This is a genomic window from Plantactinospora sp. BC1 (genome assembly GCF_003030345.1).
In the GTDB taxonomy this organism is placed as follows: domain Bacteria; phylum Actinomycetota; class Actinomycetes; order Mycobacteriales; family Micromonosporaceae; genus Plantactinospora.
Map to the genome: position 1 here is coordinate 4,387,338 of NZ_CP028158.1, position 26,986 is coordinate 4,414,323.

A 26,986-nucleotide genomic window follows, 5' to 3' on the forward strand; every position below is an offset into this window, starting at 1 on the left:
CGTGCCGTCCGCCCGCACACGACTCGGAGCCGGGCTGCCCGCCTTTACGTGACTCGGAGCCGGGCTGCCCGTCCTTACGCGGCTCAGAGGCGGGCAGCCTGTCCCTACCCGGCTCAAAGGGGTGCCGCCCGCACCGAGGCGGCCCGGCCGTGAGGCACGACCTTGCCGCCCGGGTCCGGCGCCGGTTCGCCGCCGAGGGGACGACGGTGACCCCGGCCGCCGTCGTCGCGGCGGTACGTGCCGAGCCCGGCGCGGCCGTCCTCGGCGACACCACCGTGTTACGGATGGCCACCCGGGTGCACCACGACCTGGTCGGCGCCGGCCCGCTGACTCCGCTGCTCGCCGACGACCAGGTCACCGACGTGCTGGTCAACGGGACCAGGGTCTGGGTCGACCGGGGCAGCGGGCTCTCCCCGGTGTCGGTTCCGCTCGGCGGTCCCGACGAAGTACGCCGGCTCGCCCAACGGCTCGCCGCCGCCTGCGGTCGACGGCTGGACGAGGGCAGCCCGTACGTCGACGCCCGGCTGCCGGACGGTACCCGCCTGCACGCCGTACTGCCGCCGGTGGCGACCAGCGGGCCCTACCTGTCGTTGCGTACCTTCCGCCAACGTCCGTTCACCCTCGACGACCTGGTACGCCACGGCACCCTGCCCGCTGCCGCCGCCACGCTGCTCGCGGCGGTGGTCGCCGCCCGGCTCGCCTACCTGGTGGTCGGCGGAACGGGGTCGGGCAAGACGACGCTGCTGAACACGCTGCTCGGGCTGGTGCCACCGACCGAACGGATCGTACTGGTCGAGGATGCCGCCGAGCTGCGGCCGGTGCATCCGCACGTGGTCGGCCTCCAGGCCCGGACCTCGAATGTGGAGGGTGCCGGCTCGGTCGGGCTGAGCGACCTGGTGCGACAGGCCCTGCGGATGCGTCCCGACCGGCTGGTAGTGGGCGAGTGTCGGGGCGCCGAGGTGGTGGACCTGCTCTCCGCCCTCAACACCGGGCACGACGGCGGGGCGGGCACCCTGCACGCCAATGCCCCGGCGGACGTACCGGCCCGGCTGGAGGCACTGGGACTGCTCGGCGGCCTGCCCCGACCGGCCCTGCACGCCCAGGTGGCCGCCGCGCTCCAGGTGTTGCTCCAGGTTCGTCGGGCGTCGACGGGCCGGGTGTTGGAGGCGGTCTGCCTGATGCTGCCGGCGGGTCCGGAGCGGCTGGTCACCGTCGTCCCCGCCTGGCGTCGGGACCGGGGTCTCGGGCCGGCCGCGCCGGCCCTGGCGACGCTGCTCGCCGAGCGGGGAGTGCCGGTGCCACCCCTACTGGAGGCCGTCGGCGCAGGTCGGACCGGTTGCTCCGGTGTCGCCGCCGGCACCGCGTCCCGGTCGTGGCCGCAGCCCTCCGCCCGCCGGGAGATCACTCGGGGTGCGCCGTGACGAGCTGGTGGCTGGCGGGTGCCTGCCTGGCCGGTGCGGCGCTCCTGGTCGGTTGGCCGGCCAGCCGCGCCCGGGTCCGGCGTCGGGCGGTGGTCGGCAGGCGTCACGGCGTGCGCATCGGGCCGTGGCGCCAGCCGGGAGGAGACGGGCCGGCAGGGACCGACTCGGCAGGGCGGCAGGACTCCTGGTCGACCGCGTTGGATCGGTTGCTCGCCTCCGTGCCGCCCTGGCGGGCCGTGGTCGTCGGTGTCGTGCTGGGCGGCGTCGGCGGAATGCTCGCCGGTGGCCCGGTCGCGGCGCTCGCCGTGGCCGCCTACACCGCGATGGCGGTACGCGGCCTGCTGCGCCGCCGGGCCGGCCGGTGGGCTGAACGGACGCATCGCGGCCAACTCGACGCACTCTGCGGCCTCGCCGCCGACCTGCGAGCCGGGCTGCCGCCGTCGACCGTGATGCTGGCGGCCGACGGATCTGACCGACTCGCCGGTCTCGCCCGGTCGGCGGTACGTCTCGCCGAGCAGACCGGCGCACCCCTGGCCGACCTGTTGGAGCGGATCGAGGCCGACGCCCGGGCGATGGACCGAGGGCTCGCCGCCGCCGAGGCACAGGCTGCCGGTGCACGTGCCACCGCCTGGCTGTTGGCGGCGTTGCCGGCCGGCGGTATCGCCCTGGGCTATGGCATCGGCGTCGACCCGTTGGCGATTCTGTTGCACACCCCGATCGGTGCCGCCTGTGCGGCCGGCGCCGTCACCCTGCAACTCGCCGGCCTGTTCTGGGCGGGCCGGCTCAGCGGTGCCGGCCGTACGGACGGAACGGGCCGTGAGGCCGGCCGGTTCCCGTCGGTCGCGACCTCGGGGCGCTGAGCACGATGCAAACCCTGGTCCCGGGAGTTCTGATCGGTCTCGCCCTGCTGACGCTGGTCGGGATCCCCGCCCGCCGGTCGCCCCGAGGGCGGCTCTCCGCGCTCGGCACCGTCGGGCCGTCCCGTCGGACAGCCGGGCCGACCGGGCGCCGGGCACGCCACGCCACCACCCACCTGCGCAACGGTGCCGACGAGCGCAACGGTTCCGACGAGCACAACGGTTCCGACGAGCGCAACGGTCTCGACGAGCGTGGCGACCGAGAGCCGGGACGCGGGCGGGACGGGAGCCGGCGCGGCTGGGGCAATAGCCGGGCAGGCTGGTCGGGCCCGATCGACCTCGTCCGGCTGGCCGCCGGGTTGGCCGGACTGGCGGCCGGAGTCCTGCTCGGCGGCTGGCTCGGCGTACTGCTCGGGGTGGTCACGGCGGTCGGCCTCGACCGGTTGCTCCGTCGGCTCGAACCAGCGGCCGTGCGGCGACGTCGGCTACGTGAGTCAGCCGACCTGCCGCTCGCGGCCGACCTGCTCGCGGCGGCACTACGGGCCGGCGCACCGGTCGACGGGGCCGTCTGTGCGGTCGCGGAGGCGCTCGCCGGCCCGCTCGGCGAGCGGCTCACCGAGGTCGGCCGGACCCTCCGACTCGGCGGTACGCCGGAGGAGGCCTGGGCGCGCCTCGGGCCGGTGCCGGGCGCGGAGCGGCTGACGTCGGCGGCGGTCCGCTCCTCGGCGAGCGGGGCGGCGCTGGCTGGGGCGTTGACCCGGCTCGCCGACGACCTGCGGGCCGACCGGGTGACCGGGGCCGAGGCGGCGGCCCGCCGGGCCGGGGTGCTGATCGTGTTGCCGCTCGGCCTGTGTTTTCTGCCCGCCTTCATTCTCGCCGGCCTGGTGCCGGTGATCGTCGCCGTGCTCGGCGACGTCCTGTGACCGATCCGAGAAGGGAACTCCATGCTCCGCAAGTTGATCGCCCGGCTCCGTGGCGACGCCGGGATGAACACCGCCGAGTACGCCGTCGGCACCCTCGCCGCCGTCGCCTTCGCCGGGATCCTGCTGAAGGTACTCACCTCCGGCCGGGTGCAGGCCGCACTGGCGAGCGTGATCGACCGGGCCCTGTCGTGAGCTGGCGCCGGTCGGTCGACCACGACCGGGGCTCGTTCACCGCCGAGTTGGCGGCCGGCCTGCCGGCGCTGTTGTTGCTGCTGCTCGCCGGGCTCACCGCCGTGAACGCGGTGACCACAAAGGCACAGTGTGTGGATGCGGCGCGGGAGGCGGCCCTGGCCGCCTCCCGCGGTGCCCCGGGCGTACCCGCCGGTGCGCGGGCGGCACCGCAGGGCGCGACGGTGTCGGTCTCGGTGAACGGTGACCGGACGGTCGCCACGGTACGGGCACCGGTACGCGCACTCGGTGCGAGGTTGCCCCGGTTGACGGTGAGCGCGATCGCGGTGGCGGCGGTCGAACCGGGCGCACCGGAGCCGCTCTCATGACGACGGCGGACCGCAGCGCACCCCGGGCTCGTCACGGCCTCGACTGGAACTGGTCCGGCCGGGGACGGCGCCGATCAACTGTTCAGCGTCCACCCGACCGAGGCAGCCGACCACTCTCGCGGTGCGGCGGATTCGATGCTCGGCGTCCTGCCAGCCGAGGATGCCAGCCGGTCTCGCGATGCGGTGGGTCCGATCGGGGCAGTGCCACCCTCTGGCTGCTCGCCGTGGGACTGGTGCTGGTGGTGTTCAGCCTCGGTGCGGCGGCGATCGGCGCCGCCCGGGTGGCCCGGCACCAGGCCCGGGTCGCGGCCGACCTCGGTGCGCTCGCCGGGGCCACCCAGGTGCTGGCGGGTCCGGATCAGGCATGTGCCCGGGCCACGGCCATCGCCGCCGCGAACAGCGCCCGGCTCACCGGCTGCACGCTGGACGGCCTCGATCTCCTGGTCACTGCCGAGGTGACGGTCGAACCGCTGCCAGGGATGACCAGGGTCGCCAGCGCGACAGCCCGAGCCGGGCCGGTCCGGGGCGAGCAGACCGGCCCGGCTGACACCTAGGCGAAGATGACCCGCTCGCCCGCACCAGCCGTGCCCTCGCCGCTGCCAGCCCGACTTGCGAAACACGCCTCAGCGGGCAGCCGGCGGTGTCGGTGGTGGCAGGAGCTGCACGGTGGGACTGCTGCTGGCGTTCCACGACGCGTCGTACGCGACCACGTAGATCGTCTCGTAGCCGCCGCGTGGCGCGATCACGGCGGTGTTGGTGCTGACCTTTGCCTCGACCCGGATCTCGTCCACCGCGAACACGTGGTAGACGTGGTATTCGACCACGCCGATGTCGTCCGTCGCCGGCTCCCAGGCGACCAGGTAGCCGTTCGGGGTGACGGCGGTGACCACCGGGGCGCCCGGTGGGCTGGGCGCGACGGTGTTGTCACCGCTGCGCGGAAAGCTCGGCGGCTGCCGGACGGAGGTACGAGCGGAGAACCCCGACGTGTTGCCGGCCGCGTCGCGCGCCGTGACCGAGAAGTGGGTCTGGGCCGCCGTCGGAGACAGTTGCAGGGTCAGTGGGGCGTTGTCCGGTACGACCCGGGCCAGATACTGCGAGTAGAACTGGTCGCCCTGGTACACGTAGTACTGCGTCACCCCGACGTCGTCGGTCGAGGCCGGCCAGGTGATGGTGACCGCACCCGGTACGACGGAGAGCACCTGCGGCCGGCCGGGCACGGTCGGTGGCTGGATGTCCGGGGCCGACGGCTCCACCAGGACGTTGTCGAACCATCCGGTGGCGTAGCTGGTGCTCAGGCCGATCCGGCCCTGGCCGAACTGGCCGTCGGTGGCGGTGACCGTGGCGGATCCGAGTTGCCCGACGAGTCGGTCGCCCCGGAGGGCGAGTCGCAGCGTCTGCCAACCGCCGATCGCCGCCGTCACCGGGGCGGAGGCGAGCACGGTGGCCCGGCCGGAGACGAGCTTGCCGAGTTCGAGCTGACTGTTCCCGCGAAGGTTCAGGTAGTAGTGGCTGGTGGTGGACTGGACCCGGGCGAGCAGCCCGATCGAGGAACGCGAGTTGCCCAGCGCCGTCGGTCTGACCTCTGTGCTGACCGTGTAGTCGGTCCAGTTCGGGTCGCCGCTGCGGGCGCTGGCCAGGGCGCTGCCGGAACGTTGCCGGTACGCCTTCGTGGTGTCGCCGCCGACGGTGTCGCCGCCGACCGACCACTGCCCGCCGACGGTCGACCAGCCGACCGCGTCGCCGTCTTCGAAGTCGTCGCCGAACAGCGGCGCCACCGCCACCACGCCGGTGTCCGTGACCGCCCCGCCGTCCACCACCACCCCACCGCCCGCGACCCCTTCGCCGCCCGCGCCCCCTTTGCCGTCCGACACCACTGCGGCCTCACCGACCACTGCGGCCTCACCGACCACTGCGGCCTCACCGACCACTGCGGCGTCCGAGACCACTGCCGCGTCCGAGACCACTGCGAGGTCACTGACCACCCGGGCTTCACGAACCAATGCGGCGCCACCGGCCCCGTGGACCGCACTCGCGACGGTCGAGGGCAGGACGACCGCGAGGGCGGCGGTGGTGGTAACCAGTGCCAGACCGGCAGCGATCGGGGCCAGCGGAGCGTCCGGGCGGTGGCGGCGACGGCCGGGTCGGCGGGTGACGGCGCGGCACCACGGGCGACCTGATCTCCGGCCGGTTCGTGGCCGGCCACGGTGCTGACGGGGATGGACACGGCGGCGACCCTTCGGGACGGTACCGGGCGGCGCCGGAGCCACCGACCAGTGGCGATGACTGAGCGTAAGGAACATCAACTCTATGTAGGCAGATTTGGGTGTGTCAATGCGATCCCGAGGGGTGCGGCTTCGCCCGAATGTGATCGGTGCACATCTATTGACTTAGTTTGGAAGCAAAACTAAATTTCGGTGAGCGATGTCGCGCGCGCCATCTCCATGCCGCAGTCGAAGTGTTCGGCTGCCCGCAGTCGAGTTGTTCGGCTGCTCCGGCCATCCCGGCGTCCGTCCCTGCAACGCCGGGGGAGACAAGGAGGTCATCGTGCTGCGCACCGCACGTCTGACGATCGGCGCGTTCGCGCTCGCCGTCGTACTGACCGTCACCGCCGCACCCGCACCGGTCCAGGCCGCCGTCTGGACTTCCAGCGACCGCTGGGGCACCTGGTCCAGCGGCGGTTACACGCTCTACAACAACATCTGGGGCTCCGGCCACGGCTCGCAGACCATCTGGGCCAACTCGCCGAGCAACTGGGGAGTCACGGCCAACCATCCGAACACCGGTGGGATCAAGTCGTACCCGAACGCGACCCGGTACATCGGGCGTCGGGTGAGCGCCCTGGGCAACGTCACCAGCAGGTTCAATGTGACGGTACCGACCAGCGGCAGCGGGCTCGCCTACACCACGGCGTACGACATCTGGACCACCGACCACGCCCACGAGATCATGCTCTGGATGAACAAGTACGGGCCGGTCGGCCCGCTCGGCAGCTTCCAGGTGAGGGCGTCGGTCGGCGGCCACACCTGGGACATCTACCGGGGCTCGAACGGGGCCAACCAGGTCTACTCGTTCATCCGGAGCGGCAACACCAACTCCGGCACGGTCGACGTCCGGGCCATCGCGACCTGGATCCGGGACCGTGGCTGGTTCGGTGACGTCACGATCGGGGACGTCCAGCTCGGCTACGAGATCACCTCGTCCGCCGGCGGTCGGGACTTCGTCACCAACAGCTTCTCGGTCTCCGGCTGACCGGGACCTCGGCGGTGCGGAAGGGACCCTCTCCCGGAGTACTCGGGAAGGGTCCCTCTCGCATGCCTGCTCAGCGGATGCTGCCCTCGGTGGCCCGGCGCACCACCCAGCTGTTCAGCACCTGGTGGATGCTGTGCAGCATCTGGTGGATCTGGTCCAGGCGTTCTGCCTGGGCCAGTGCCGCGTACGCCTGGGAGAGCGCGATCTGCTGGTCGACGGTCAGATGTGCCTGGTCGATGGTGTACAGCAGTTCGACGGTCTCGGCGATGGTGTCGGCCACGACGTCCTCCTCAGGCGGATCCGTGGAAGCGCTCCCAGCGTAACTTAACCGGATCCCCATAGATCCATGCATGCGAATACCGACTATCCGCGATCAGTCTGTGGCGGCAGGTCGTCGGGCTCCGCCGGAGCCACCCTGGCCAGGTTGGACAGCACCACGTCGAGGACCCGGACCGCCTCCGGCTTGGCCAGCGGGTTGTTGCCGTTGCCGCACTTCGGGGACTGCACGCAGGACGGGCAGCCGGCCTCGCAGCCGCACTCGGCGATCGCGTCCCGGGTCGCCGAGAGCCACTGCGCCGCCGCCCGGTACGCCCGCTCGGCGAATCCCGCGCCACCCGGGTGCCCGTCGTAGACGAAGACCGTCGGCGCCTCGGTGTCCGGATGGTTGGCCGTGGAGAGCCCGCCGATGTCCCAGCGGTCGCAGGTGGCGACCAGCGGCAGCAGCCCGATCGCGGCGTGCTCGGCCGCGTGCAGCGCGCCCGGCACCTCGGCCGCCTCCACCCCGGCCGCCGCCAGCGACTCCGGCGAGACCGTGAACCAGACCGCGACCGTACGCAGCTCCCGGGCGGGCAGGTCCAGCGGCAGGGTGGCCAGCACCTCGCCGGAGGCGAGCCGGCGGCGCTGGTACGACACCACCTGGCTGGTCACGTCGACCTCGCCGAGGAACATCCCGACCGGCCCCGCGTCGAGGTAGGAGCGGACCGAGACGACGGAGAGCGAGGTGACGTCCCGGGGATGGGTGGACCAGTCCGGCTCCTCGGCGTGCACCAGCGCACACCCGTCGTCGAGGTCGAGGTGGTCCACCACGTACGACACGCCCTGGTGCAGGTAGACCGCGCCGGGATGGACCTGGAAGTGCGCCGACGCCGGGTCGACCGTGCCGAGCAGCCGGCCGGTCGACGACTCGACCACGTCCACCGGCATGCCGCCGGTGCCGCGCAGGTCCACCTCGGGCCGCCCCACGTGCCGCCAGTACCAGCCGGTCGGGCGGTGCCGGAGCGCGCCGCCGGCCACCAGCGCCTCGACCGCCTCCTTCGCCCCCTCGCCGAAGAGTTCCAGGTCGGCCGGGGTGAGCGGAGACTCGGCCGCCGCGCAGGCCAGTTGCGGCCCCAGCACGTACGGGTTGGCCGGGTCGAGCACGGTCGCCTCGACGGGCCGGCCGAACAGCGCCTCCGGATGGTGCACCAGATAGGTGTCCAGCGGGTCGTCCCGGGCCACCAGTACCGCCAGCGCCTCCCGGCCGGAGCGCCCGGCCCGGCCGGCCTGCTGCCAGAGCGAGGCCCGGGTACCCGGATAACCACAGATCAGCACCGCGTCCAGGCCGACCAGGTCGACGCCGAGTTCCAACGCGCTGGTCGAGGCGAGCCCGAGCAACTCGCCGCCGAGCAGCGCCTGCTCCAGGGAGCGACGCTCCTCGCGCAGGTAGCCGGACCGGTAGGCGGCGACCCGGGCGCCGAGCCCGGGTACCGCCTCGTCCAGCGAGCGCCGGGCGGTGGTGGCGATCACCTCGGCCCCGCGTCGGGACCGGACGAAGGCCAGCGTCCGGACCCCGGCCGCGACCGTGTCGCTGAGCAGGTCGGCGGTCTCGCGCAGCGCGGAGCGGCGTACCGGTGCGGCGTCCACCCCGGCGCCCGCCGTCACCTCCTCGGCGGGGTCGGCCGGCTCCGGGGCGCCCGACGGCGGCGGCAGCAGCGGCGGCTCCCAGAGCGCGAAGGTCAGCCCGCCGCGCGGCGCGGTGTCCTCGGTGACCGCCGTGACCGGCAGCCCGGTCAGCCGCTCGGCCGCTGCCGCCGGGTCGCCGGAGGTCGCCGAGGCGAGCACGAAGACCGGTCCGTCCGGTGCCGGCCCGGGACCGCCGGTCGCGCCCCGCTGCCCCGGCACCGGCCTGCGGGTACCCGGATAGCGCGCCGCCTGCCGCCGCAGCCGGCGCAGTACGTGTGCCACGTGCGACCCGAAGACGCCCCGGTAGGTGTGGCACTCGTCGACCACCACGAACGCCAGCCGGCGCAGGAAGCCGGACCACTTCGCGTGCCCCGGCAGGATGCCGTGGTGCAGCATGTCCGGGTTGGTCAGCACGAACCGGGAGTGCTGACGGATCCAGTCCCGCTCGGTGCGCGGGGTGTCGCCGTCGTAACACGCCGGGCGTACCCCGTCGAGGCCGAGCGCGGCGACGGCCCGGAGCTGGTCGGCGGCGAGCGCCTTGGTCGGGGCCAGGTAGAGCACGGTGGCCCGGGGGTCGGTGAGCAGCGTGGCCAGCGCCGGGAGCTGGTACGCGAGCGACTTTCCCGACGCGGTGCCGGTGGCGACCACCACGTGCCGGCCGGCGTACGCGTGCCCGGCCGCCTCGGCCTGGTGCCGCCACGGCGCGACCACGCCCTGCCCGGCGAGGGCGGCGCGCAGCTCCGCCGGCACCCACTCCGGCCAGTCGACCGCCGTGCCCGGACGGGCCGGTACCCGTTCGACGTGTGTGACCGGGGTGCCGCCCGCACCGCCCGGGGTGCGGGCGCGCAGCAGGTCCAGCAGCTCACCCGCGCCGGGGTGACCGGCCGGGCGGGAGTCCCCGCCCCCGGTGCCGGCCGATACTGTTGCTGGAAACGTCACGCCCTGCACTCTCGCACTCTCGTACGTGCGTCGGAAGGCCGGGTGGCGGCCGGCCGCCCTCGATGCGCGGTCCGCTGCTCGATGGTTAGATGCCCAGGAGCGTTCCTGGCCGGTCAGAGGAGGACTGATGGATCTGTCGCTGACGACCCGCACCATCGGTGATTACACCGTGTTGGAGGTCGGCGGCGAGGTCGACGTCTACACCGCCCCGAGGCTGCGTGAACGTCTGGTCGAGCTGATCGACGGTGGGGCCCGGGCGATCGTGGTGGATCTGGGCCGGGTGGACTTCCTCGACTCGACCGGCCTCGGCGTGCTGGTGGGGGCGCTCAAGCGGCTGCGTCCGGTCGGCGGGACCTTCGGGCTGATCTGCGACAAGGAGCCGCTGCTCAAGATCTTCCGGATCACCGCGCTCGACCAGGTCTTCCCGATCTACCCCACGGTGGACGCCGCCACGTCGGCCGACTCCTCCGGTGCCGATGCCTGATGTCGACGTGCCGATGCCTGATGTCGACGGTCGACGCGTGATGTCGAGGGTCAGACTCTCCTTCACCCCGGCCCCGGTCCACGTCCGCACCGCCCGGTTGGTCGGCGTCGCGGTGGCCCGGCGGGCCGGCGTGCCCGAGGAACTGCTCGACGAGGTACGGCTGGCGATCGGCGAGGCCTGCGCCCGGGCGGTCGCGCTGCACCGCCAGTACGGGCTGAGCGATCTGGTGCTGGTCGAGATGTCCGACGGTCCGGCGTACACGGTCCGGGTGATCGACCGGGCGCCGATCGAGGCCGGGTTGGGGCTGGCCGCGCTGCCGCCGGACGAGCTTGCCGACGAGTCGCTGACCGACGAGGCCCTGACGGTGGGTGTCGGGTTTGCCCTGCTCGCGGGCTTTGTCGAGGACCTCCAGGTGCGTCCGGTGGACGAGGGCATCGGCACCGAGGTCCGGATGGCCTGGCCGCTCGGGCGGTAGTCGCCCCCTCGCCGGCACCCGCTCTAGCAGACCCGCGCGGCTAACACAGCGACGAAGATCATCGCGACCGGGCAGGTCCTAGTTGTGACCCTCAACACGACGGGCCGCTAGAGTACCCGGGGTTATCAGCAAGTGTGCTGGTCCCGTTCCTGTGGGTGGGGGAGCATCGCCGGTCCCGGGAACCGTGGGCCGGCGGAACGCTTGCGAGTTGGCGCTCCACGCGTGGAGACGTCGGGCCGGTTCGTCCGCCGGCCCGGCGCGAGTGTTGGGTACAGGAGGACATAGATGTCCGTACATATGTCCGCCGACGGTGGCGGGCTGTCCCTCGGCGGTGAGAACCTGTCGTACGTCGTCGTCGCGGCGGTTATCGCCCTGGTGGCGCTCGGCTTCGCCGGTGCGCTGACCAAGGCCGTGCTGTCGACCGGCAAGGGCACCGACAAGATGCAGGAGATCGCCGGGGCCGTGCAGGAGGGCGCCTCGGCCTACCTGCTCCGGCAGTTCCGCACCCTCGCGATCTTCGTCGTGGTCGCGGTGATCCTGCTCTTCCTGCTGCCGGTGCACGACACCGACGGCAACGAGACGCTGGTGAAGATCGGCCGCTCGGGCTTCTTCGTGGTCGGTGCGCTGTTCAGCGCCTTCATCGGCGGTGCCGGCATGGCCCTGGCCACCCGGGCCAACCTGCGGGTCGCGGCAGCCGCCCGCGAGCACCAGGGCGGCCGGGAAGCGGCGATGCAGATCGCGTTCCGCACCGGTGGCGTCGTCGGCTTCCTCACCGTCGGCCTCGGCCTGGTCGGGGCGGCGGCGGTCGTCCTGCTCTACAAGGGTGACGCGCCGACCGTGCTGGAGGGCTTCGGCTTCGGTGCCGCGCTGCTCGCCATGTTCATGCGGGTCGGCGGCGGCATCTTCACCAAGGCGGCCGACGTCGGCGCCGACCTGGTCGGCAAGGTCGAGCAGGGCATCCCGGAGGACGACCCGCGCAACGCGGCGACCATCGCCGACAACGTGGGCGACAACGTCGGTGACTGCGCCGGCATGGCGGCCGACCTGTTCGAGTCGTACGCCGTCACCCTGGTCGCCGCGCTGATCCTCGGCCGGGCCGCCTTCGGCGAGCACGGGCTGGTCTTCCCGCTGATCGTCTCCACCATCGGTGTGCTGATCGCCATCCTCGGCGTCTTCATCACCCGGCTGCGGGCCGGCGACCGGTCCGGGCTCACCGCGATCAACCGGGCGTTCTACGCCTCCGCGGTGGTCTCGGCGATCCTGGTCGCGGTGATGTCCTTCGTCTACCTGCCGGCCACCTGGGCCGAGCTGCTCGGCGACGACTGGCGTGGCACGCTCGGCCTGGCCGAGGGTGCGGCGGAGCCGATCGACCCACGGATCCTCGCCATCGGCGCCGTCGTGATCGGCATCGTGCTGGCCGCCGCCATCCAGGCGCTGACCGGCTACTTCACCGAGACCAACCGGCGACCGGTGCAGGACATCGGCAAGTCGTCGCTGACCGGTCCGGCCACCGTGGTACTGGCCGGGATCAGCGTCGGCCTGGAGTCGGCGGTCTACTCCGCACTGCTGATCGGCGCCGGGGTCTTCGGCGCCTTCCTGCTCGGCGGCGGCTCGCTCACGCTCTCGCTCTTCGCCGTGGCGCTGGCCGGTACCGGTCTGCTCACCACGGTCGGCGTGATCGTCGCGATGGACACCTTCGGACCGATCTCCGACAACGCGCAGGGCATCGCCGAGATGTCCGGCGACATCGACGAGCAGGGCGCGCGTACCCTCACCGAGCTGGACGCGGTCGGCAACACCACCAAGGCGATCACCAAGGGCATCGCGATCGCCACGGCGGTGCTCGCCGCCACCGCGCTCTTCGGGTCGTACACCGACACGCTGGGTACGGCACTGCGGGACGCGGGTTCCGACCTGTCGATCGACGGGCTGCTCAACGTGGCCAACCCGCGCAACCTGGTGGGTCTGATCGTCGGTGCCGCGGTCGTCTTCCTCTTCTCCGGGCTGGCCATCAACGCGGTCTCCCGCTCGGCCGGTGCCGTGGTGATGGAGGTACGCCGGCAGTTCCGCGAGCTGCCCGGGATCATGGATTACAGCCAGCGGCCGGAGTACGGCAAGGTGGTCGACATCTGCACCCGGGACGCGCAGCGCGAGCTGATGACCCCGGGGCTGCTCGCCATCCTGGCGCCGATCGCGGTCGGCTTCGGGCTCGGCCCGGGTGCGCTGGCCGCGTACCTGGCCGGCGCCATCGGGGCCGGCACCCTGATGGCGGTCTTCCTGGCCAACTCGGGCGGCGCCTGGGACAACGCCAAGAAGCTCGTCGAGGACGGCGCGTACGGCGGCAAGGGTTCGGAGTCGCACGCGGCCACGGTGATCGGCGACACGGTCGGTGACCCGTTCAAGGACACCGCCGGGCCGGCGATCAACCCGCTGATCAAGGTGATGAACCTGGTCTCGCTGCTGATCGCCCCGGCCGTGGTGGCCTGGAGCGTCGGCGAGGACAAGAACACCGCGCTGCGGATCGGGGTCGCGGTCGTCGCGGCGCTGATCATCGTCGCGGCGGTGGTCTTCAGCAAGCGCAAGCCGGTGGCGATGTCGGACGCCGACTCGGACACCGGAGGTGCCGGCAGCGGCAGCTCCGACCAGCAGCCGGAGACGGTCAAGGTCTGAGCCTGGGCAAGTCCGGAACCGGGCCCGTCGCGTACGCGCGGCGGGCCCGGACCCGTCTGCGCCCCCGGCGCCCGGCCATCCCGCTGCCAGCGGCGCCCCGCCCCGCCGCCGCCCGCCCGCCCCGCCGCCAGCGGCCCCCGTCGCCCCCCGCCGCCGACCGGTCCGGGCGCTCCGACGTGCGGTGCCGGGAGCCGGCCCGGACGGCCCGGCGAGGCGCCGGGGGCGGGCTCGGCCGATTACCCCCCTCGCGAAGCCGGCTCCAACCCGTACGCTGCAACGCATGCGTACCCCCCGCACGGCATCCGCCGGAAGGTTCACGGCGGCCCTGTGCACGATCGCCCTGCTCCTCGGGGGCTGCGCCGGGGGACCCACCCCGCAGGCCTGGGCCGCCGCCGTCTGTGCGGCACTGGCCCCCTGGCGGGCCGAGATCGGGACGCTGACCCGGAGCACCCAGCAGCAGATGACCGCGCAGACCAGCCCGGCGCAGGCCAAGGAGAACCTGGTCCGGCTGCTCCGGGGCGCCGAACAGGCCAGCGAGACGGCTCGGCAGAAGGTGGCGGCGGCCGGCGTACCGGACACCGACAAGGGTGAGGCGGTCTCCCAGGGCTTCGTCGCCTCGCTGACCGCCGTCCGGGACGCCTACGGCCGGGCCGGCGCGGCGATCGAGGCACTCGGCACCGGGCAGCCCAGCGAGTTCTACGACGGCGTCAAGGCCGCGGTCGACACCCTCAACAAGGAGTACGACGCCAGTTCGCTCGACACCAGCGAGCTGGACTCGGTGGAGTTGAAGCGGGCCTTCGACGAGGTTCCGGAGTGTCGCTGACGCCGCCCGTCCCGCCCGTACCGGCCGAGTCGCCCGACCCGGCCGGCGCGGCCGCCGAGCCACCCGACCCGCCGCCGGAACCGGCACCGGGCGGAGCGCCCTCGGAGCCGGCCGCGCTGACGCCCGCGGAGCCGGCCGCGCTGATCCCGGCCCAGCCGGAGCCGGTCGGCGGTGCGCCGGGCGGCCGGCCCTCGTCGGTCGGGGTGCCGCCGGAGCGGCCCGGACCGGACGCGGATCCGGCCGGTACCGGCCGGGAGCGGTCCGGGGCGTCGGCCGGGCGGGCCGGGGTCTCGCCGCCGGCCGTTCCACCGGTACGGCAGCTCTCGCTCTTCGGGGTGGAGGCCGCCGATCCCTCCGTCGGTGATCTCGCCGGGCTGCTGGCCGGGCCGGGCGAGCTGGTCCGGATGGGTGGGACGGCCCGGATCACCGTCGTGGTGGACGCCGCCTGGCGGGTGCACGTACTCGTCGCCGAGCTGGCCCGCCGGGGGTTGACCGCCAGCTGGCTGGGTCGGGTGGCGGAGCAGCACGGGGTGCAGACCTCCTACAGCACCCTGCTCGCCCCGCTGGCGGCGAGTTGGCTGCGCGGCACGGTGAAGCGCCCGCCCGGCACCTTCTTCCTGACCGGCCCTCGGCTGCGGCTCTGGGCGGCGGCGGCCGGCACTCCCGAGCCGCTCGGTTTCGTGCTCCGGCTCGGTGCCGCCGACGAGGCGTGCTGGGAGCCGGTCGGCGCGGCGCTGGCCGCGATCGGCCTGCCGGCGGTACTGCTCGACGCCGGGGCGGGCGGTCCGGCGTACCGGATCACCGGCCGGCGTCGGCTCGCCCGGCTGGCGGAGCTGGTGGGTGACCGCCCGCCGACGGCGCCGCCGAGCCAGTGGCCGGGCGGTGTGCCGTGAGTAGTCTCGATCGGGTAGCGGTGGCCATTACTCGGAGGGATCGACCGCTGTCGTATCCCGGACAGCCGGAAGTCAGATTTGTTCGGTTAATCCGTTTAATGACCCACCGAGTGCGGCATGATCCGTCCGGTTGGTCCCGCGCAGATCGCCGGTGGGTGTACGGTGTCGCCGTCCGGCATGACCGCCCGTCCCTTGTTGTTGCACCCCGTGTCACCGCAGCGTAGCGGTGCTCTTCGCGGGCCGCGCAACTCGGCGGTCGGGGAGCGCGTTACGTTGGACGTCTGGCCACCGGGCGGCCGATCCGGCCCCGGCGGCGGACGCGGACAGGGCGGTCCGCAGGGGGAAAGATCGTGAGTGAGGTCAGGAGAGACGTGCCGAGCAACGCCAGGAGCACCCGTCTGGTCATCGTCGAGTCACCGGCGAAGGCCAAGACGATCTCGGGCTATCTCGGCCCGGGATACGTCGTCGAGGCCAGCCTGGGTCACGTCCGTGACCTGCCGCGCAACGCCGACGACGTGCCCGCCAAATACAAGGGCGAGTCGTGGGCCCGGCTCGGCGTGGACGTCGACAACGGGTTCGCCGCCCTCTACGTCGTGTCGCCGGACCGCAGGCAGCAGATCAGCAAGTTGACCCGGCTGGCCAAGGAGGTGGACGAGGTCTTCCTCGCCACCGACGAGGACCGGGAGGGCGAGGCGATCGCCTGGCACCTGGTCGAGACGCTCAAGCCCAAGGTGCCGGTCAAGCGGATGGTCTTCCACGAGATCACCCGGCAGGCCATCCAGGCGGCGGTGGCCAACCCGCGCGAGATCGACCGCGACCTGGTCGACGCCCAGGAGGCCCGGCGGATTCTGGACCGGCTCTACGGCTACGAGGTCTCCCCGGTGCTCTGGCGGAAGGTCCGCTCCGGGCTCTCCGCCGGCCGGGTCCAGTCGGTCGCCACCCGGATCGTGGTCGAGCGTGAGCGGCAGCGGATGGCGTTCCGCAGCGCCGAATACTGGGACATCCTCGCCACCCTCGCCGTGCAGGGCACCGCCGACGGGCCGCGCACCTTCTCCGCCACCCTGGTCGCGCTGAACGGGGACCGGATCGCCACCGGCAAGGACTTCGAGCCGACCACCGGCCAGGTGAAGCCGGGCGCCGGGGTGATGCACCTCGACGAGGCGGGTGCCCGTGGCCTGGCCGCCCGCCTCGACGGGCGGCCTTTCACGGTCACCCGGGTCGACGAGAAGCCCTACCGGCGCCGCCCGTACGCGCCGTTCATCACCTCGACGCTCCAGCAGGAGGCGGCCCGGAAGCTGCGCTTCTCCTCGCAGCAGACGATGCGCACCGCCCAGCGGCTCTACGAGAACGGCTACATCACCTATATGCGTACCGACTCGGTGAACCTGTCGGAGACGGCCATCGCGGCCGCCCGGCGGCAGATCGCCGAGCTGTACGGCGAGCGGAACGTGCCGCCGGAGCCCCGCCGGTACACCGGCAAGGTGAAGAACGCCCAGGAGGCGCACGAGGCGATCCGCCCCGCCGGGGACAACTTCCGCACCCCCGGTGAGCTGGCGAACGAGCTTTCCGGCGAGGAGTTCCGGCTCTACGAGCTGATCTGGCGGCGGACCATCGCGTCCCAGATGACCGACGCGGTCGGCTCCAGCGTCTCGGTGCGGATCCGGGCGGTCTCCGGCGCGGGCGAGGAGGCCGACTTCGGCGCGACCGGCAAGACCATCACCGAGCCGGGCTTCCTGCGGGCGTACGTGGAGTCGTCCGACGACGAGAACGCCGAGGCCGAGGATGCCGAGCGGCGGCTGCCGAACCTGGTCAAGGACCAGCCGCTGACCGCCGAGGAACTGGCCGCGACCGGGCACCACACCCAGCCGCCGTCCCGCTACACGGAGGCGTCGCTGGTCAAGTCGCTGGAGGAGCTGGGCATCGGCCGGCCCTCCACGTACGCCTCGATCATGGCGACCATCCAGGACCGGGGGTACGTCTTCAAGCGCGGCCAGGCGCTGATCCCGTCCTTCCTCGCCTTCGCCGTCGTCGGCCTGCTGGAGCGGCACTACCCACGGCTGGTCGACTACAACTTCACCGCCGCGATGGAGAACGAGCTGGACGAGATCGCCGGTGGTGACCACGCGGCGGTGGACTTCCTGACCTCGTTCTACTTCGGCAGCCCCGACGGCGGGGACCAGTCGGTGGCCCGGTCCGGCGGGCTGAAGAAGATGGTCACCGAGAACCTGAGCGAGATCGACGCGCGCAGCGTCAACTCGATCCCGCTCTTCCGCGACGACGAGGGGCGCGACGTCGTGGTCCGGGTCGGCCGCTACGGCCCGTACCTGCAACGCAGCCTGCCCGGCGCGGAGCCGGCGGCCCAGACGCCCCGGGACACCGGCGACGGCGGCCCGCCCGAGGACACGTCCCCGGCCGGCGACCGGGCACCGATCCCGGAGGGGGTGGCCCCGGACGAGCTGACTCCGGAGAAGGTGCACGAGCTCTTCCTCGGCGGTGGCGGCGAGCGCAAGCTCGGCGAGCACCCGGAGACCGGCGAGCCGATCGTGCTCAAGTCCGGCCGGTTCGGCCCGTACGTGGCCAGTGGCGAGCGCAAGGCGTCGCTGCTGCGCTCCCAGTCGCCGGAGTCGTTGACGATGACGGAGGCGCTGCGACTGCTCACCCTGCCCCGGGTGGTCGGGACGGCCCCGGACGGTGCCGAGGTGCTCGCCGCGAACGGCCGGTACGGCCCGTACGTGAAGCGTGGCGACGAATACCGTTCGCTTGAGTCGGAGGAGCAGCTCTTCACGGTCACCCTGGAGGAGGCTCTCGCCCTGCTGGCGGCGCCGAAGACCCGGCAGCGCCGGGCGGCGGCCCCGCCGCTGCGGGAGATGGGTGCGGATCCGCTGACCGAGAAGCCGCTGGTGATCAAGGACGGCCGGTTCGGGCCGTACGTCACCGACGGCGAGACCAACGCGTCGCTGCGACGCGGCCAGACTCCGGAGGCGCTGACCCTGGAGGAGGCGTCGGAGATGCTGGCCGAGAAGCGGGCCAAGGGTCCGGCACCGCGCAAGCGGGCGGCGAAGAAGGCGACCGCGAAGAAGACGGCGGCGAAGGCCACCGGCGGGGAGACGGCCGCGAAGAAGACGGCAGCCAAGAAGACCGCCGCGAAGAAGACCACCGCCGCGAAGAAGACAACGGCCGCGAAGGCGACGGCCGCGAAGAAGACCACCGCGAAGGCTCCCGCGAAGAAGGCCGCCCCGCGCAAGGCCACCACCACCACCACCACCACCGCCGCCGCCGACCCGACCGACTGACCGAGCCGCCAAGATTCTTGTTGAGCTGTGGTTCGCTACGCGCCACGAGTCAACAAGAATCTTGACCGGCCGCCGTACGGGGGCGGCGGAAGCCGTACGTCTGGTGCTCGCGGCGGAAGCCGAGGCCGGCGTAGAGCCGCTGCGCCGGCAGGTTGTCCGCGTTGTAGTTGACGGTCACCGTCGCCATCCCGGCGGCCCGCATCCGGTGCATCGCGGTCAGCATCACCGCCCGGGCCAGTCCGCGCCGGTGGAAGTCCCGGTGCGTGCCGACCGGCTCGAAGTGGCCGACCCGGTTGTGCCGGTCGAGCCAGTAGACGGCGAAGGCGGCGATCCGCCCGTCCGGTGCCTCGGCGACGATCTCCCGTTCCGGGGAGTAGCCGGGCCTGGTCATCACCGCCGAGCGGTACAGCTCGGCGGTCCAGTCCGCCTCGAACGCGGAGTTGCGGGCCCGGGCCAGGCCGTCGGCGTCGGCCAGCCGGGCGGTACGCAGCACGAAGCCCTCCGGCGCGACCGGCTCGTCGAGCGGGTCGTCGAGCGGGTCGGCGAGTTCCCGGACGGTGACGTCGTCCCAGGTGCGGAACCGTGCGAACCCGAGTTCGCCGAGCAGTCGGATCCGGGTGGTGTCGCAGTCGAAGACGTCGGTCAGCACGTACGGCTCGGTGACGGGGTCGGCGGTCATCGCCCGGGCGGTGGTCTCGTACGCCGTCCGGAGCATCGCCATCTCGGCGGCGGTGCCGCGCAGCGCGGGCGCGCAGAAGACGTCGAACGCGGCACCGAAGCGCAGGTTGATCCCCAGCCCGACGATCTCGTCACCGGCCTCCCAGAGCTGGACCAGCTCGCCGACCGGCCGGCCCCGCAGGTTCTCGTAGATCCGGTGCGGCACCTCGCCGACGTGGTCGTATCCGCACCTGCCGGCCTCGGCGATCCAGGCCGCGAAGGTCCGCGACAGGCGGGGCAGGTCGACGTCGGAGTAGGGCCGTAGTCGTGGCAGGTGGCTCGTCACCGGCCCTGTATACGGCATCACCCGGGCCGGGGCCGAACGGTTTCCGCCCCGGTCAGGCCCCGAGCACCTGCTCGGTGTAGGAGTTCGCGAAGACCCGGTCCGGGTCGAGCCGGTCGCGCACGGCGAGGAAGTCGGCGAACCGGGGGTACGCCGGGCGCAGCGACTCGGCGTCCCGGTAGTGCAGCTTGCCCCAGTGCGGCCGGCCGCCCAGTTCGGTGGCGATCCGCTCGAAGGCCCGGAAGTACGCCTCGGCGGGCATCCCGGCGTACTGGTGGATCGCCACGTACGCCGACTCGCGCCCGTGGCCGTGCGAGAGCCAGATGTCGTCCGGGGCGGTGAACCGGACCTCGACCGGGAAGAGCACCCGGAACGGCAGCTCGTCGATGATCCGGCGCAGCCCGGCCAGCGCCTCCGGCAGGGCGGCCCGGGGCAGGGCGTACTCCATCTCCTCGAACCGGACCCGGCGCGGGGTGCAGAAGACCCGGTCGGAGCGGGCGGTGTAGCTGCGCGCGGTGAGCGCCCGGGCGGAGACGGCGGAGATGGTCGGCACCAGGGCCGGGGCGGCCCGGCCGAGCCGGCAGGCTCCGGCGAAGACGGAGTTGGCCAGGAAGTCGTCGTCCAGCCAGCTCCGGAACCGGGGCAGTGGGCGGTCGTCGACGGGTACCCGGTTGTTGACCTTCACCTGCACCCGGTCGGTGTACGGGAACCAGTAGAACTCGAAGTGGTCGTTGCCGGCGACCAGTTCGGGCAGCTCGGCGAGGACCTCGGGCAGCGGGGCCGGGCGCTCGTCGGCGCGGAGGACGAAGGCGTCGACGCAGTTCAGGGTCACCTCGGTGAGCACGCCGAGGGCGCCGAGCCCGACCCGGGCCGCCGCGAAGACGTCGGCGTTCCGGTCGGCGGAACACTCCAGCAGCTCGCCGGTGCCGGTGACCAGGGTGAGCCCGGCGACGAAGGTGGAGAGGCAGCCGTAGCCGGCGCCGGTGCCGTGGGTACCGGTGGAGATCGCCCCGGCGATCGTCTGCGCGTCGATGTCGCCGAGATTGGCCAGGGCCAAATCGTGTCCGGCGAGCACCTCGTTGAGCGCGTGCAGGGTGACACCAGCCGGTACGGTGATCAGCCGATGGCCGGGATCGACCCGGACCTGTCCGGCCAGCGCGGTGAGATCGACCCGCTGGTCGTCGGGGCGGGCGATCGCGGTGAAGGAGTGGCCGCTGCCGACCGGCTTGATCCGCCGGCCGGCAGCTCGGGCGGCCTGGACCGTGGCGACGATCTCGTCCACGGTCGACGGTCGCAGCGCGTCGCCGGTGGCGCGCTGGTTGCCGGCCCAGTTGGACCAGGAGGAGGCGGCTCCGGGTGGTGCGGTACGTCCGCTCATCTGACCTCCGCCGGCTCTGACCAGGTCGCCAATGGACAAATATGAATTAGACTCGCGTCAAGGTGTACCAGGGCGAGTAAATCAGGATCGTCACGGCGAGTAAATACCGATATCCGTTCGGCTCGTTAGTCCGGATAGCGTTTCGAAACCGTGACGCCTAGTAACCTTCACCCCGTCGAAAGGGAGTGGCGACGAGTGTCCACGTCAACCGCCACATCCGGTCCACTGCGCCGCGTACCGGTGCAGGGCCGCAGCGTCGCCCGGGTCCAGCGCATGCTCGACGCCTGTGCCGAGATAGTCGACGAGGTCGGCTACGAGGGGCTGACCACGACCCTGCTCGCCGAGCGCGCCGGAGTGGCCATCGGGTCGGTGTACCAGTTCTTCCCGGACAAGCGAGCGATCGTGCAGGCACTGACCCTGCGCAACATGGAGGCGTACCTGGAGCGGCTCAGCGACCGCTTCTCCCGGGGCGACCTGACCCACTGGTGGGACGGGGTCGACGCCGCGATCGACGAGTACATCACGATGCACCGGAGGGTGCCCGGCTTCCGTACCCTGCACTTCGGCGACGTCGTCGACGTGCACCTGCTGGACGAGGACCGGGACAACAACGGCGTCATCGCCGAACAGTTGGCCCGGGTGCTGGTCGAGCAGTTCGGCACCACCGACGCGCCCCGGCTGCGCTTCGCGCTGGAGATCGCGGTCGAGGCCGCCGACGCGTTGATCAAACTGGCCTTCCGGCGCGATCCGGAGGGCGACGAGAAGGTGCTGACCGAGGCGACCGCGCTGATCCGGGAGTACCTGCACCGGCACGTCGACGCCGCGCCCGCAGCCGGCTAGCGGGCCGCCAGCCCGTCCGCGGCCGGCCCGGGTACGCGCTCAGAGGAAGGCCCGGCCCTCGCCGCGATAGGTCGGAACCGTGCCCACGACCCGGTCCGACTCCACCAGGTGCAGTTCTCCGACATGTTCGGCCAGCTCGCCGGCCTTGGCGTGCCGGAACCAGACCCGGTCGCCGACCCGCAGCGACTCGGCGGCGGCTCCGGCCACCGGGGTCTGCACCTCCCCGGCGCCCTCGGTGCCGGTCAGCCGCAGACCCGGCGGCAGCCACGGGGTGGGCAGCCGGGTCGGGTCGGCCGGCCCGGACGCCACCCAACCGCCGCCGAGCAGGGTCACCACCCTGGCGGCGGGACGGCGGACCACCGACAGCGCGAAGAACGCCGCCGGGCGGGGCCGCCAGCTCCGGTAGGCGTCGAAGAGCGTCGGCCCGTACAGGCCCGACCCGGCGGTGATCTCGGTTACCGCCGGGTCCGCCGCGGTCAGCGCGATGCTGCCGGTACCGCCGCCGTTGACGAACTCCAGGTCGGCGTGCTCGCGTACCGCCGCGACCGCCGCCGCGCGGCGCTGCACCAGTTCCCGGTACGACCGCCGTTGCAGCAGCCGGATGGTGGCGCCCCGGACGGCCTGCCGGGGCGGTGCGTCGCCGAGCCCGGCGATCTGTGCCTCGTACGCCATCAGGCCGACCAGCCGGAAGCCCGGCCGCTGCGCGATCGTGCCGGCCAGCCTGCCGGCGTCGTCCGCCGAGTGCACCGGTGAGCGGCGGGTGCCGATGTGCAGCCGGCCACCGAAGGTGTCGGCCAGCGGGCGCCAGGACGCGTCCAGGTCGAGGCAGATCCGGATCTCCGCCCGGGAGCCGGCGGCGGCGACCGCGTCGACCAGGTCGAGTTGGGCGGAACTGTCCACCATCAGGCAGATCTTGGCGGCCAGTTCCGGGTCGGCGGCGAGTTGGGCCAGCGCCTGCCGGTCGGTGGTCGGGTAGCCGAGCAGCACGTCGTCGGTCACGCCACTGCGGACCAGCCAGATCGCCTCGGCCAGGGTGTACGTCATCACACCGCCCCAGCCGGGCCCGGCCAGCGCCCGGCGGAGCAGGGCCCGGCAGCGCAGCGACTTGCTGGCGACCCGCAGCGGCTTGCCACCGGCCTGACCGGTCAGCGCGCCGGCGTTGGCGTCGAACGCGTCGAGGTCGACCACGGCGAAGGGAGGGTCGAGATCCGCCGTCGCCCGGTCGAGACGTCGACGCAGCAGGTCGCGTTCGGTGGCCATTCGAGCACGCTAACCCCCGCGGCGATAATGCGAAACTGTCTCGTGTCTTCCGGCGTGGCGTGTCCGGTCCTCCGGCGTGGCCTGTCCGGACCGTAGGGGCGCGACGCGGACCGCCCCAAGATCCGCGAGCGACCCCTAGGCTCCGGCTCCGGGGAATGTCGGGGTCGGGGCGGATCCGTACCGCGATTAGAGTGTGGTCGGGGGAGCCCAGCCATGGGCCGGGGCGTGGAGGGGTACGGCCATCGACGACAACGACAGGAGCGCGGAGCGCACAGCGCAGTCGCCGCCCGGTACACCCACGCCACCCGCCGCCGCCAGCCCGGTCGACCGGACCGGCTACCAGGCGCTCCGCTCGGTCATGCGGATCCGCCCGTTCCGCCGGCTCTGGCTGGTGCTCGGCGCCGCCTCGTTCGGCGACTGGCTCGGCCTGCTGGCCACCTCGCTCTTCGCCGCCTCCCAGGTCACCGGCGACACCGCCAAGGGTCTCGCCTTCGGCGGGGTGATCGCGGTCCGGCTGCTCCCGGCGCTGGTGCTCGGCCCGATCGCCGGGGTGCTGGCCGACCGGTTCGACCGGCGACTGACCATGGTCATCTGCGACCTGCTCCGGTTCGTGCTCTTCGCCTCGATCCCGCTCGCCGCCCTGCTGGACGTCGGCGGTGGCCTGGTGGTCGGCTGGGCGGCGGTCGCCACCTTCCTGATCGAGGCGATCACGCTGATCTGGATCCCGGCCAAGGAGGCCGCGGTCCCGAACCTGATCCCCCGGTCCCGGCTGGAGATGGCCAACCAGCTCACGTTGATCACCACGTACGGGGTCACCCCGGTGCTGGCCGCCATCGTCGCCGCCGTGTTGGACCGCAGCATCCGGGCGGCCTCCAGCGGACCGCCGCCGGACTGGGCCGAGCCGGCCCAGTTGGCCCTCTACTTCAACTCGCTGAGCCGGCTGGCCACCGCGCTGGTGGTCTTCTTCGGCATTCGGGAGATCAGCGGCCGGGGCGACCGTCGGAGTGTCCAGCAGGTCGAGCAGAGCGCGTTGCGCCAGTTCGTCGAGGGCTGGCGGTTCATCGGCAAGACTCCGCTGGTCCGGGGTCTGGTGCTCGGCATCTTCGGCGCCTTCGCCGGTGGCGGTGTGGTGATCGGCACGGCGAACTTCTTCACCAAGTCGCTGGCTGCCGGCGAGGCGGCGTTCTCACTGCTCTTCGGCTCGATCTTCCTCGGCCTCTCGCTCGGCATCGGGCTCGGGCCGATGGTCGTCCGGGAGATGTCCCGGCGCCGCTGGTTCGGCATGAGCATCGTGCTGGCCAGCGCCTCGGTGCTGGTACTCGCCGGCTCCATCCACCTCTCCATGGCGATCCTCGGCGCGGTACTGGTCGGCGCGGGCGCCGGGATGGCCTTCCTCTCCGGTACGACGCTGCTCGGCGGGGAGATCGCCGACGAGGTACGCGGCCGGGTCTTCGCCGTGGTGCAGACCGGGACCCGGCTGGTGCTGATCCTGGCGATCTCGGTGAGCAGCCTGCTGGTCGGCGTCGGCGGCTCCCGGCAACTGCGCATCGCCGACCTGGGCATCTCGGTCTCCTCGACCCGACTGCTGCTGCTGGTCGCCGGAGTGGCCGGCATCCTCACCGGGATCAAGGCGTTCCGCCAGATGGACGACAAGCCGGGCGTACCGGTCCTCTCCGACCTCTGGGGTTCGATCCGGGGGCGTCCGCTCTTCCCGGCCGAGCCGTTCGCCTCGACCGGAGCCTTCGTGGTCTTCGAGGGCGGTGAGGGCGCCGGCAAGTCGACCCAGGTGGCCAGGCTGGCCGAGGCGCTGCGCCGGCAGCAGCACGAGGTGGTGGTGACCCGGGAGCCGGGCGCGACCGGGGTCGGGGAGCAGATCCGCGGCCTCGTGCTCGGCGGGACCAGCGGCCCGGACGCGCTCGCCCCCCGGGCGGAGGCGCTGCTCTACGCCGCGGACCGGGCACACCACGTCGCCACGGTGGTCCGTCCGGCGCTGGCCCGGGGCGCGGTGGTGATCAGTGACCGGTACGTCGACTCGTCCCTCGCCTACCAGGGCGCCGGCCGGACCCTGCCGGTCGAGGAGGTCTCCTGGCTCTCCTCCTGGGCCACCGGCGGCCTCAAGCCCGACCTGGTGGTACTGCTCGACATCGAGCCCCGGACCGGGCTGGCCCGGGTGACCGCCCGGGGTGGCGACCCCGACGTGGTGGAGACCGAGTCGATGGACTTCCACGACCGGGTCCGGTACGCCTTCCTCGACCTGGCCGCCGCCGACCCCAAGCGCTACCTGGTGCTCGACGCCTCCCGGCCGGCCGACGAACTGGCGGCGGCGGTGGCCGAGCGGGTCACCGGGATGCTCGCCGACCCGGACACGAACGGCCATCCGGCACCGGCGAGCCCGCCGGACACCTCGGCCCGACCGGAGTTATCCGACGCCGAGCTGCGGGCGCTGGCGGAATCGCGGACCGAGGCCGAGGCCGAGACCGGCTCGCGCGTCCGGCCGGACCTGCCGGTCGCCACCGGGTCGGGCCGGACCGGGCCGGGCCAGGTCGGGCCGGGCCAGGTCGGACCCGACCGCACCGGTGAGACGACGGGCGGCTTCGAACTCGAACGGCGCCCCTGATGCCCGAGGTCTTCGCCGACCTGGTGGGCCAGCCCGAGGCGGTCGACCTGCTCCGCCGGGCCGCCGCCGCAGCGGAGACGATCCGGGCCGCCGCGACCGCCGAGGCGGTCTCCGCCGACGGCGCGGACCCGGCCGATCCGGTGGTCGGGGGCGACCGGGCCGCCGGTACCGAGCAGCCGGCCGGCGCCGGAAGTGCGATGACGCACGCCTGGATCTTCACCGGCCCACCCGGCTCCGGGCGGTCGGTCGCGGCCCGGGCGTTCGCGGCGGCACTGCAATGTCACCGGGGCATCGGCTGCGGCGAGTGCGCAGGCTGCCACACGACGCTCGCCGGTACCCACGCCGACGTACGGTTCGTGGTGCCCGAGGGGCTCTCCATCGGGGTCGGCGAGATGCGGGCCCTGGTGCTGCGGGCGGCCAGCACGCCGAGCGGGGGACGCTGGCAGGTACTCGTCATCGAAGACGCCGACCGGCTCACCGAGGCGGCCGGCAACGCGCTGCTCAAGGCGATCGAGGAGCCGCCGCCGCGTACCGTCTTCCTGCTCTGCACCCCCTCGACGCACCCGGACGACATCTCGGTGACCATCCGTTCCCGATGCCGGGTGGTGACGCTGCGCCAGCCGCCGGCCGAGGCGGTGGCGGCCGTACTCCGGGACCGGGACGGCATCGCGCCCGACGTGGCGGCCTGGGCGGCAGCGGCGGCCCAGGGGCACGTCGGCCGGGCCCGCCGGCTGGCCCGGGACCCGGAGGCGCGCAAGCGGCGGGAGGCCGTGCTCGCCCTGCCGCGCAAACTGACCGGCGTCGGTGCCTGCTTCGACGCCGCCTCCGCGCTGATCGAGGCGGCCGAGGCCGAGGCGGCGGCAGCGGTGGCCGACGCCGACGCGACCGAGCGGGCCGCGCTGGAGACCGCGCTCGGCGCCGGAGGGACCGGGCGGGGCGCGGCGGGCGCGATCCGGGGCGCCGCCGGGCAGCTCAAGGACCTCGAACGCCGGCAGAAGTCCCGGGCCACCCGAGCCCAGCGGGACGCGCTGGACCGGGCACTGGTCGACCTGGCCGGGTTCTATCGGGACGTACTCACCGTCTCGCTGCGCGCCCCGGTCCAGCCGGTGCACACCGACGTCGCCCAGATGGCCAGCACGGCCGCCGGGAAGTGGAGTGCCGAGGCCACCCTGCGCAGGCTGGAGGCGATACTCGACTGCCGTACGGCGATCGAGACCAACGTCAAGCCACGGATCGCCGTCGAGGCGATGATGCTCGCCCTCTGGCGCGGCTGAGCGGCGGGGTCCGCGACCGGCCGCGAGCGCCGTACCGCTGGAACTTCTGTCCTGATCAGGGAGATCTTGGGGCGAAGGGTTCCCTTCGGGTG

21 protein-coding genes and 1 pseudogene are annotated in these 26,986 nt (G+C 73.1%); 16 read left to right on the top strand and 6 right to left on the bottom strand.

Translation table 11 applies throughout. The features are described from left to right. The first annotated feature begins 149 nt into the window (after positions 1-149). From C6361_RS19110 to C6361_RS38245, 6 genes are all read left to right on the top strand, one after another. Positions 150-1,421: a TadA family conjugal transfer-associated ATPase gene (locus C6361_RS19110; RefSeq protein ID WP_107268539.1), complete on the top strand. Its 1,272-nt coding sequence runs from the start codon at positions 150-152 to the stop codon at positions 1,419-1,421. Beyond that, on the top strand, positions 1,418-2,281 hold the full coding sequence (locus C6361_RS37655) for a type II secretion system F family protein (RefSeq protein ID WP_199853021.1): 864 nt from the start codon (positions 1,418-1,420) through the stop codon (positions 2,279-2,281). Before C6361_RS19110 ends, C6361_RS37655 begins: the two co-directional genes overlap by 4 nt. A 329-nt stretch (positions 2,282-2,610) precedes the next feature. Continuing rightward, entirely contained in the window at positions 2,611-3,201 is a 591-nt protein-coding gene (locus tag C6361_RS38240) for a type II secretion system F family protein (RefSeq protein ID WP_234359635.1), read from the top strand. Positions 3,202-3,222: 21 nt separating this feature from the next. Then, positions 3,223-3,393, top strand: a complete 171-nt coding sequence (locus C6361_RS19125; RefSeq protein ID WP_101368449.1) for a DUF4244 domain-containing protein — start codon at positions 3,223-3,225, stop codon at positions 3,391-3,393. Then, positions 3,390-3,758, top strand: coding sequence for a TadE family type IV pilus minor pilin (locus C6361_RS19130; protein ID WP_107268541.1), 369 nt, complete (start codon positions 3,390-3,392; stop codon positions 3,756-3,758). The genes C6361_RS19125 and C6361_RS19130 overlap by 4 nt, the downstream gene beginning before the upstream one ends. Beyond that, positions 3,755-4,312, top strand: a complete 558-nt coding sequence (locus tag C6361_RS38245; protein ID WP_107268542.1) for an Rv3654c family TadE-like protein — start codon at positions 3,755-3,757, stop codon at positions 4,310-4,312. Before C6361_RS19130 ends, C6361_RS38245 begins: the two co-directional genes overlap by 4 nt. Before the next feature lie 69 nt (positions 4,313-4,381). Here the strand turns inward: C6361_RS38245 and C6361_RS19140 are convergent, their stop codons facing one another. Next, positions 4,382-5,740: a hypothetical protein gene (locus C6361_RS19140; RefSeq protein WP_107268543.1), complete on the bottom strand. Its 1,359-nt coding sequence runs from the start codon at positions 5,738-5,740 to the stop codon at positions 4,382-4,384. Positions 5,741-6,302: 562 nt separating this feature from the next. Here C6361_RS19140 and C6361_RS19145 point away from each other — a divergent pair. Continuing rightward, positions 6,303-7,007 (top strand): hypothetical protein, encoded by a 705-nt coding sequence (locus C6361_RS19145; RefSeq protein WP_234358890.1) that lies wholly within the window; start codon positions 6,303-6,305, stop codon positions 7,005-7,007. Between the two features lie 70 nt (positions 7,008-7,077). Here C6361_RS19145 and C6361_RS19150 read toward each other — a convergent pair whose 3' ends face one another. Together C6361_RS19150 and C6361_RS19155 are read right to left on the bottom strand one after the other, a co-directional pair. Beyond that, positions 7,078-7,287, bottom strand: a complete 210-nt coding sequence (locus C6361_RS19150; RefSeq protein WP_107262234.1) for a hypothetical protein — start codon at positions 7,285-7,287, stop codon at positions 7,078-7,080. Between the two features lie 83 nt (positions 7,288-7,370). Further along, positions 7,371-9,809 (bottom strand): DEAD/DEAH box helicase, encoded by a 2,439-nt coding sequence (locus C6361_RS19155; protein WP_107271034.1) that lies wholly within the window; start codon positions 9,807-9,809, stop codon positions 7,371-7,373. Positions 9,810-10,014: 205 nt separating this feature from the next. Here C6361_RS19155 and C6361_RS19160 point away from each other — a divergent pair, with 205 nt between their 5' ends. The 6 genes from C6361_RS19160 (at position 10,015) to topA (ending at position 18,525) form a co-directional block, all read left to right on the top strand. Continuing rightward, complete coding sequence (locus C6361_RS19160; RefSeq protein ID WP_107268545.1) at positions 10,015-10,371, top strand: STAS domain-containing protein; 357 nt, start codon at positions 10,015-10,017, stop codon at positions 10,369-10,371. A 37-nt stretch (positions 10,372-10,408) separates the two neighbouring features. Continuing rightward, positions 10,409-10,846, top strand: a complete 438-nt coding sequence (locus tag C6361_RS19165) for an ATP-binding protein (protein WP_101368439.1) — start codon at positions 10,409-10,411, stop codon at positions 10,844-10,846. 285 nt (positions 10,847-11,131) lie between these two features. Next, positions 11,132-13,516, top strand: a complete 2,385-nt coding sequence (locus C6361_RS19170) for a sodium-translocating pyrophosphatase (RefSeq protein ID WP_107268546.1) — start codon at positions 11,132-11,134, stop codon at positions 13,514-13,516. A 280-nt stretch (positions 13,517-13,796) separates the two neighbouring features. After that, the gene (locus tag C6361_RS19175) at positions 13,797-14,339 is read left to right on the top strand and encodes a hypothetical protein (RefSeq protein ID WP_107268547.1); all 543 of its coding nucleotides are present in this window, start codon (positions 13,797-13,799) and stop codon (positions 14,337-14,339) included. 143 nt (positions 14,340-14,482) lie between these two features. Next, entirely contained in the window at positions 14,483-15,232 is a 750-nt protein-coding gene (locus tag C6361_RS19180) for a hypothetical protein (RefSeq protein ID WP_369931441.1), read from the top strand. Positions 15,233-15,603: 371 nt separating this feature from the next. Next, positions 15,604-18,525, top strand: coding sequence for a type I DNA topoisomerase (gene topA, locus C6361_RS19185; RefSeq protein ID WP_107268548.1), 2,922 nt, complete (start codon positions 15,604-15,606; stop codon positions 18,523-18,525). 49 nt (positions 18,526-18,574) lie between these two features. On the opposite strand, the gene C6361_RS19190 is transcribed toward topA, so the two are convergent. Both C6361_RS19190 and C6361_RS19195 read right to left on the bottom strand, forming a co-directional pair. Next, positions 18,575-19,528 carry a GNAT family N-acetyltransferase gene (locus C6361_RS19190; protein WP_107268549.1) on the bottom strand — a complete coding sequence of 318 codons (954 nt, stop codon included), beginning with the start codon at positions 19,526-19,528 and terminating at the stop codon, positions 18,575-18,577. 52 nt (positions 19,529-19,580) lie between these two features. Next, entirely contained in the window at positions 19,581-20,903 is a 1,323-nt protein-coding gene (locus C6361_RS19195; RefSeq protein ID WP_107262246.1) for a D-arabinono-1,4-lactone oxidase, read from the bottom strand. 273 nt (positions 20,904-21,176) lie between these two features. Here C6361_RS19195 and C6361_RS19200 point away from each other — a divergent pair, with 273 nt between their 5' ends. Continuing rightward, positions 21,177-21,743, top strand: coding sequence for a TetR/AcrR family transcriptional regulator (locus C6361_RS19200; protein WP_107271035.1), 567 nt, complete (start codon positions 21,177-21,179; stop codon positions 21,741-21,743). Positions 21,744-21,782: 39 nt separating this feature from the next. Here C6361_RS19200 and C6361_RS19205 read toward each other — a convergent pair whose 3' ends face one another. Continuing rightward, positions 21,783-23,003, bottom strand: coding sequence for an amino acid deaminase/aldolase (locus C6361_RS19205; RefSeq protein WP_107268550.1), 1,221 nt, complete (start codon positions 23,001-23,003; stop codon positions 21,783-21,785). A 391-nt stretch (positions 23,004-23,394) separates the two neighbouring features. Between C6361_RS19205 and tmk the strand changes: the two are divergent. After that, positions 23,395-25,461: pseudogene (gene tmk / locus C6361_RS19210) on the top strand (dTMP kinase); the annotation flags it as partial. 158 nt (positions 25,462-25,619) lie between these two features. After that, a complete protein-coding gene (locus tag C6361_RS19215; protein ID WP_107268552.1) occupies positions 25,620-26,894 on the top strand; it encodes a DNA polymerase III subunit delta' in 1,275 nt (424 codons plus the stop codon). The last annotated feature ends 92 nt before the right edge of the window (positions 26,895-26,986 follow it).

Bases quoted from the DNA above. Each gene is read 5' to 3' on its own strand.
- C6361_RS19170 (WP_107268546.1), top strand. From the start codon at position 11,132: ATGTCCGTACATATGTCCGCCGACGGTGGCGGGCTGTCCCTCGGCGGT.
- C6361_RS19175 (WP_107268547.1), top strand. From the start codon at position 13,797: ATGCGTACCCCCCGCACGGCATCCGCCGGAAGGTTCACGGCGGCCCTG.
- C6361_RS19215 (WP_107268552.1), top strand. From the start codon at position 25,620: ATGCCCGAGGTCTTCGCCGACCTGGTGGGCCAGCCCGAGGCGGTCGAC.
- C6361_RS38245 (WP_107268542.1), top strand. From the start codon at position 3,755: ATGACGACGGCGGACCGCAGCGCACCCCGGGCTCGTCACGGCCTCGAC.
- C6361_RS19160 (WP_107268545.1), top strand. From the start codon at position 10,015: ATGGATCTGTCGCTGACGACCCGCACCATCGGTGATTACACCGTGTTG.
- C6361_RS19195 (WP_107262246.1), bottom strand. From the start codon at position 20,903: ATGAGCGGACGTACCGCACCACCCGGAGCCGCCTCCTCCTGGTCCAAC.
- C6361_RS19125 (WP_101368449.1), top strand. From the start codon at position 3,223: ATGCTCCGCAAGTTGATCGCCCGGCTCCGTGGCGACGCCGGGATGAAC.
- C6361_RS19205 (WP_107268550.1), bottom strand. From the start codon at position 23,003: ATGGCCACCGAACGCGACCTGCTGCGTCGACGTCTCGACCGGGCGACG.
- C6361_RS19200 (WP_107271035.1), top strand. From the start codon at position 21,177: ATGCTCGACGCCTGTGCCGAGATAGTCGACGAGGTCGGCTACGAGGGG.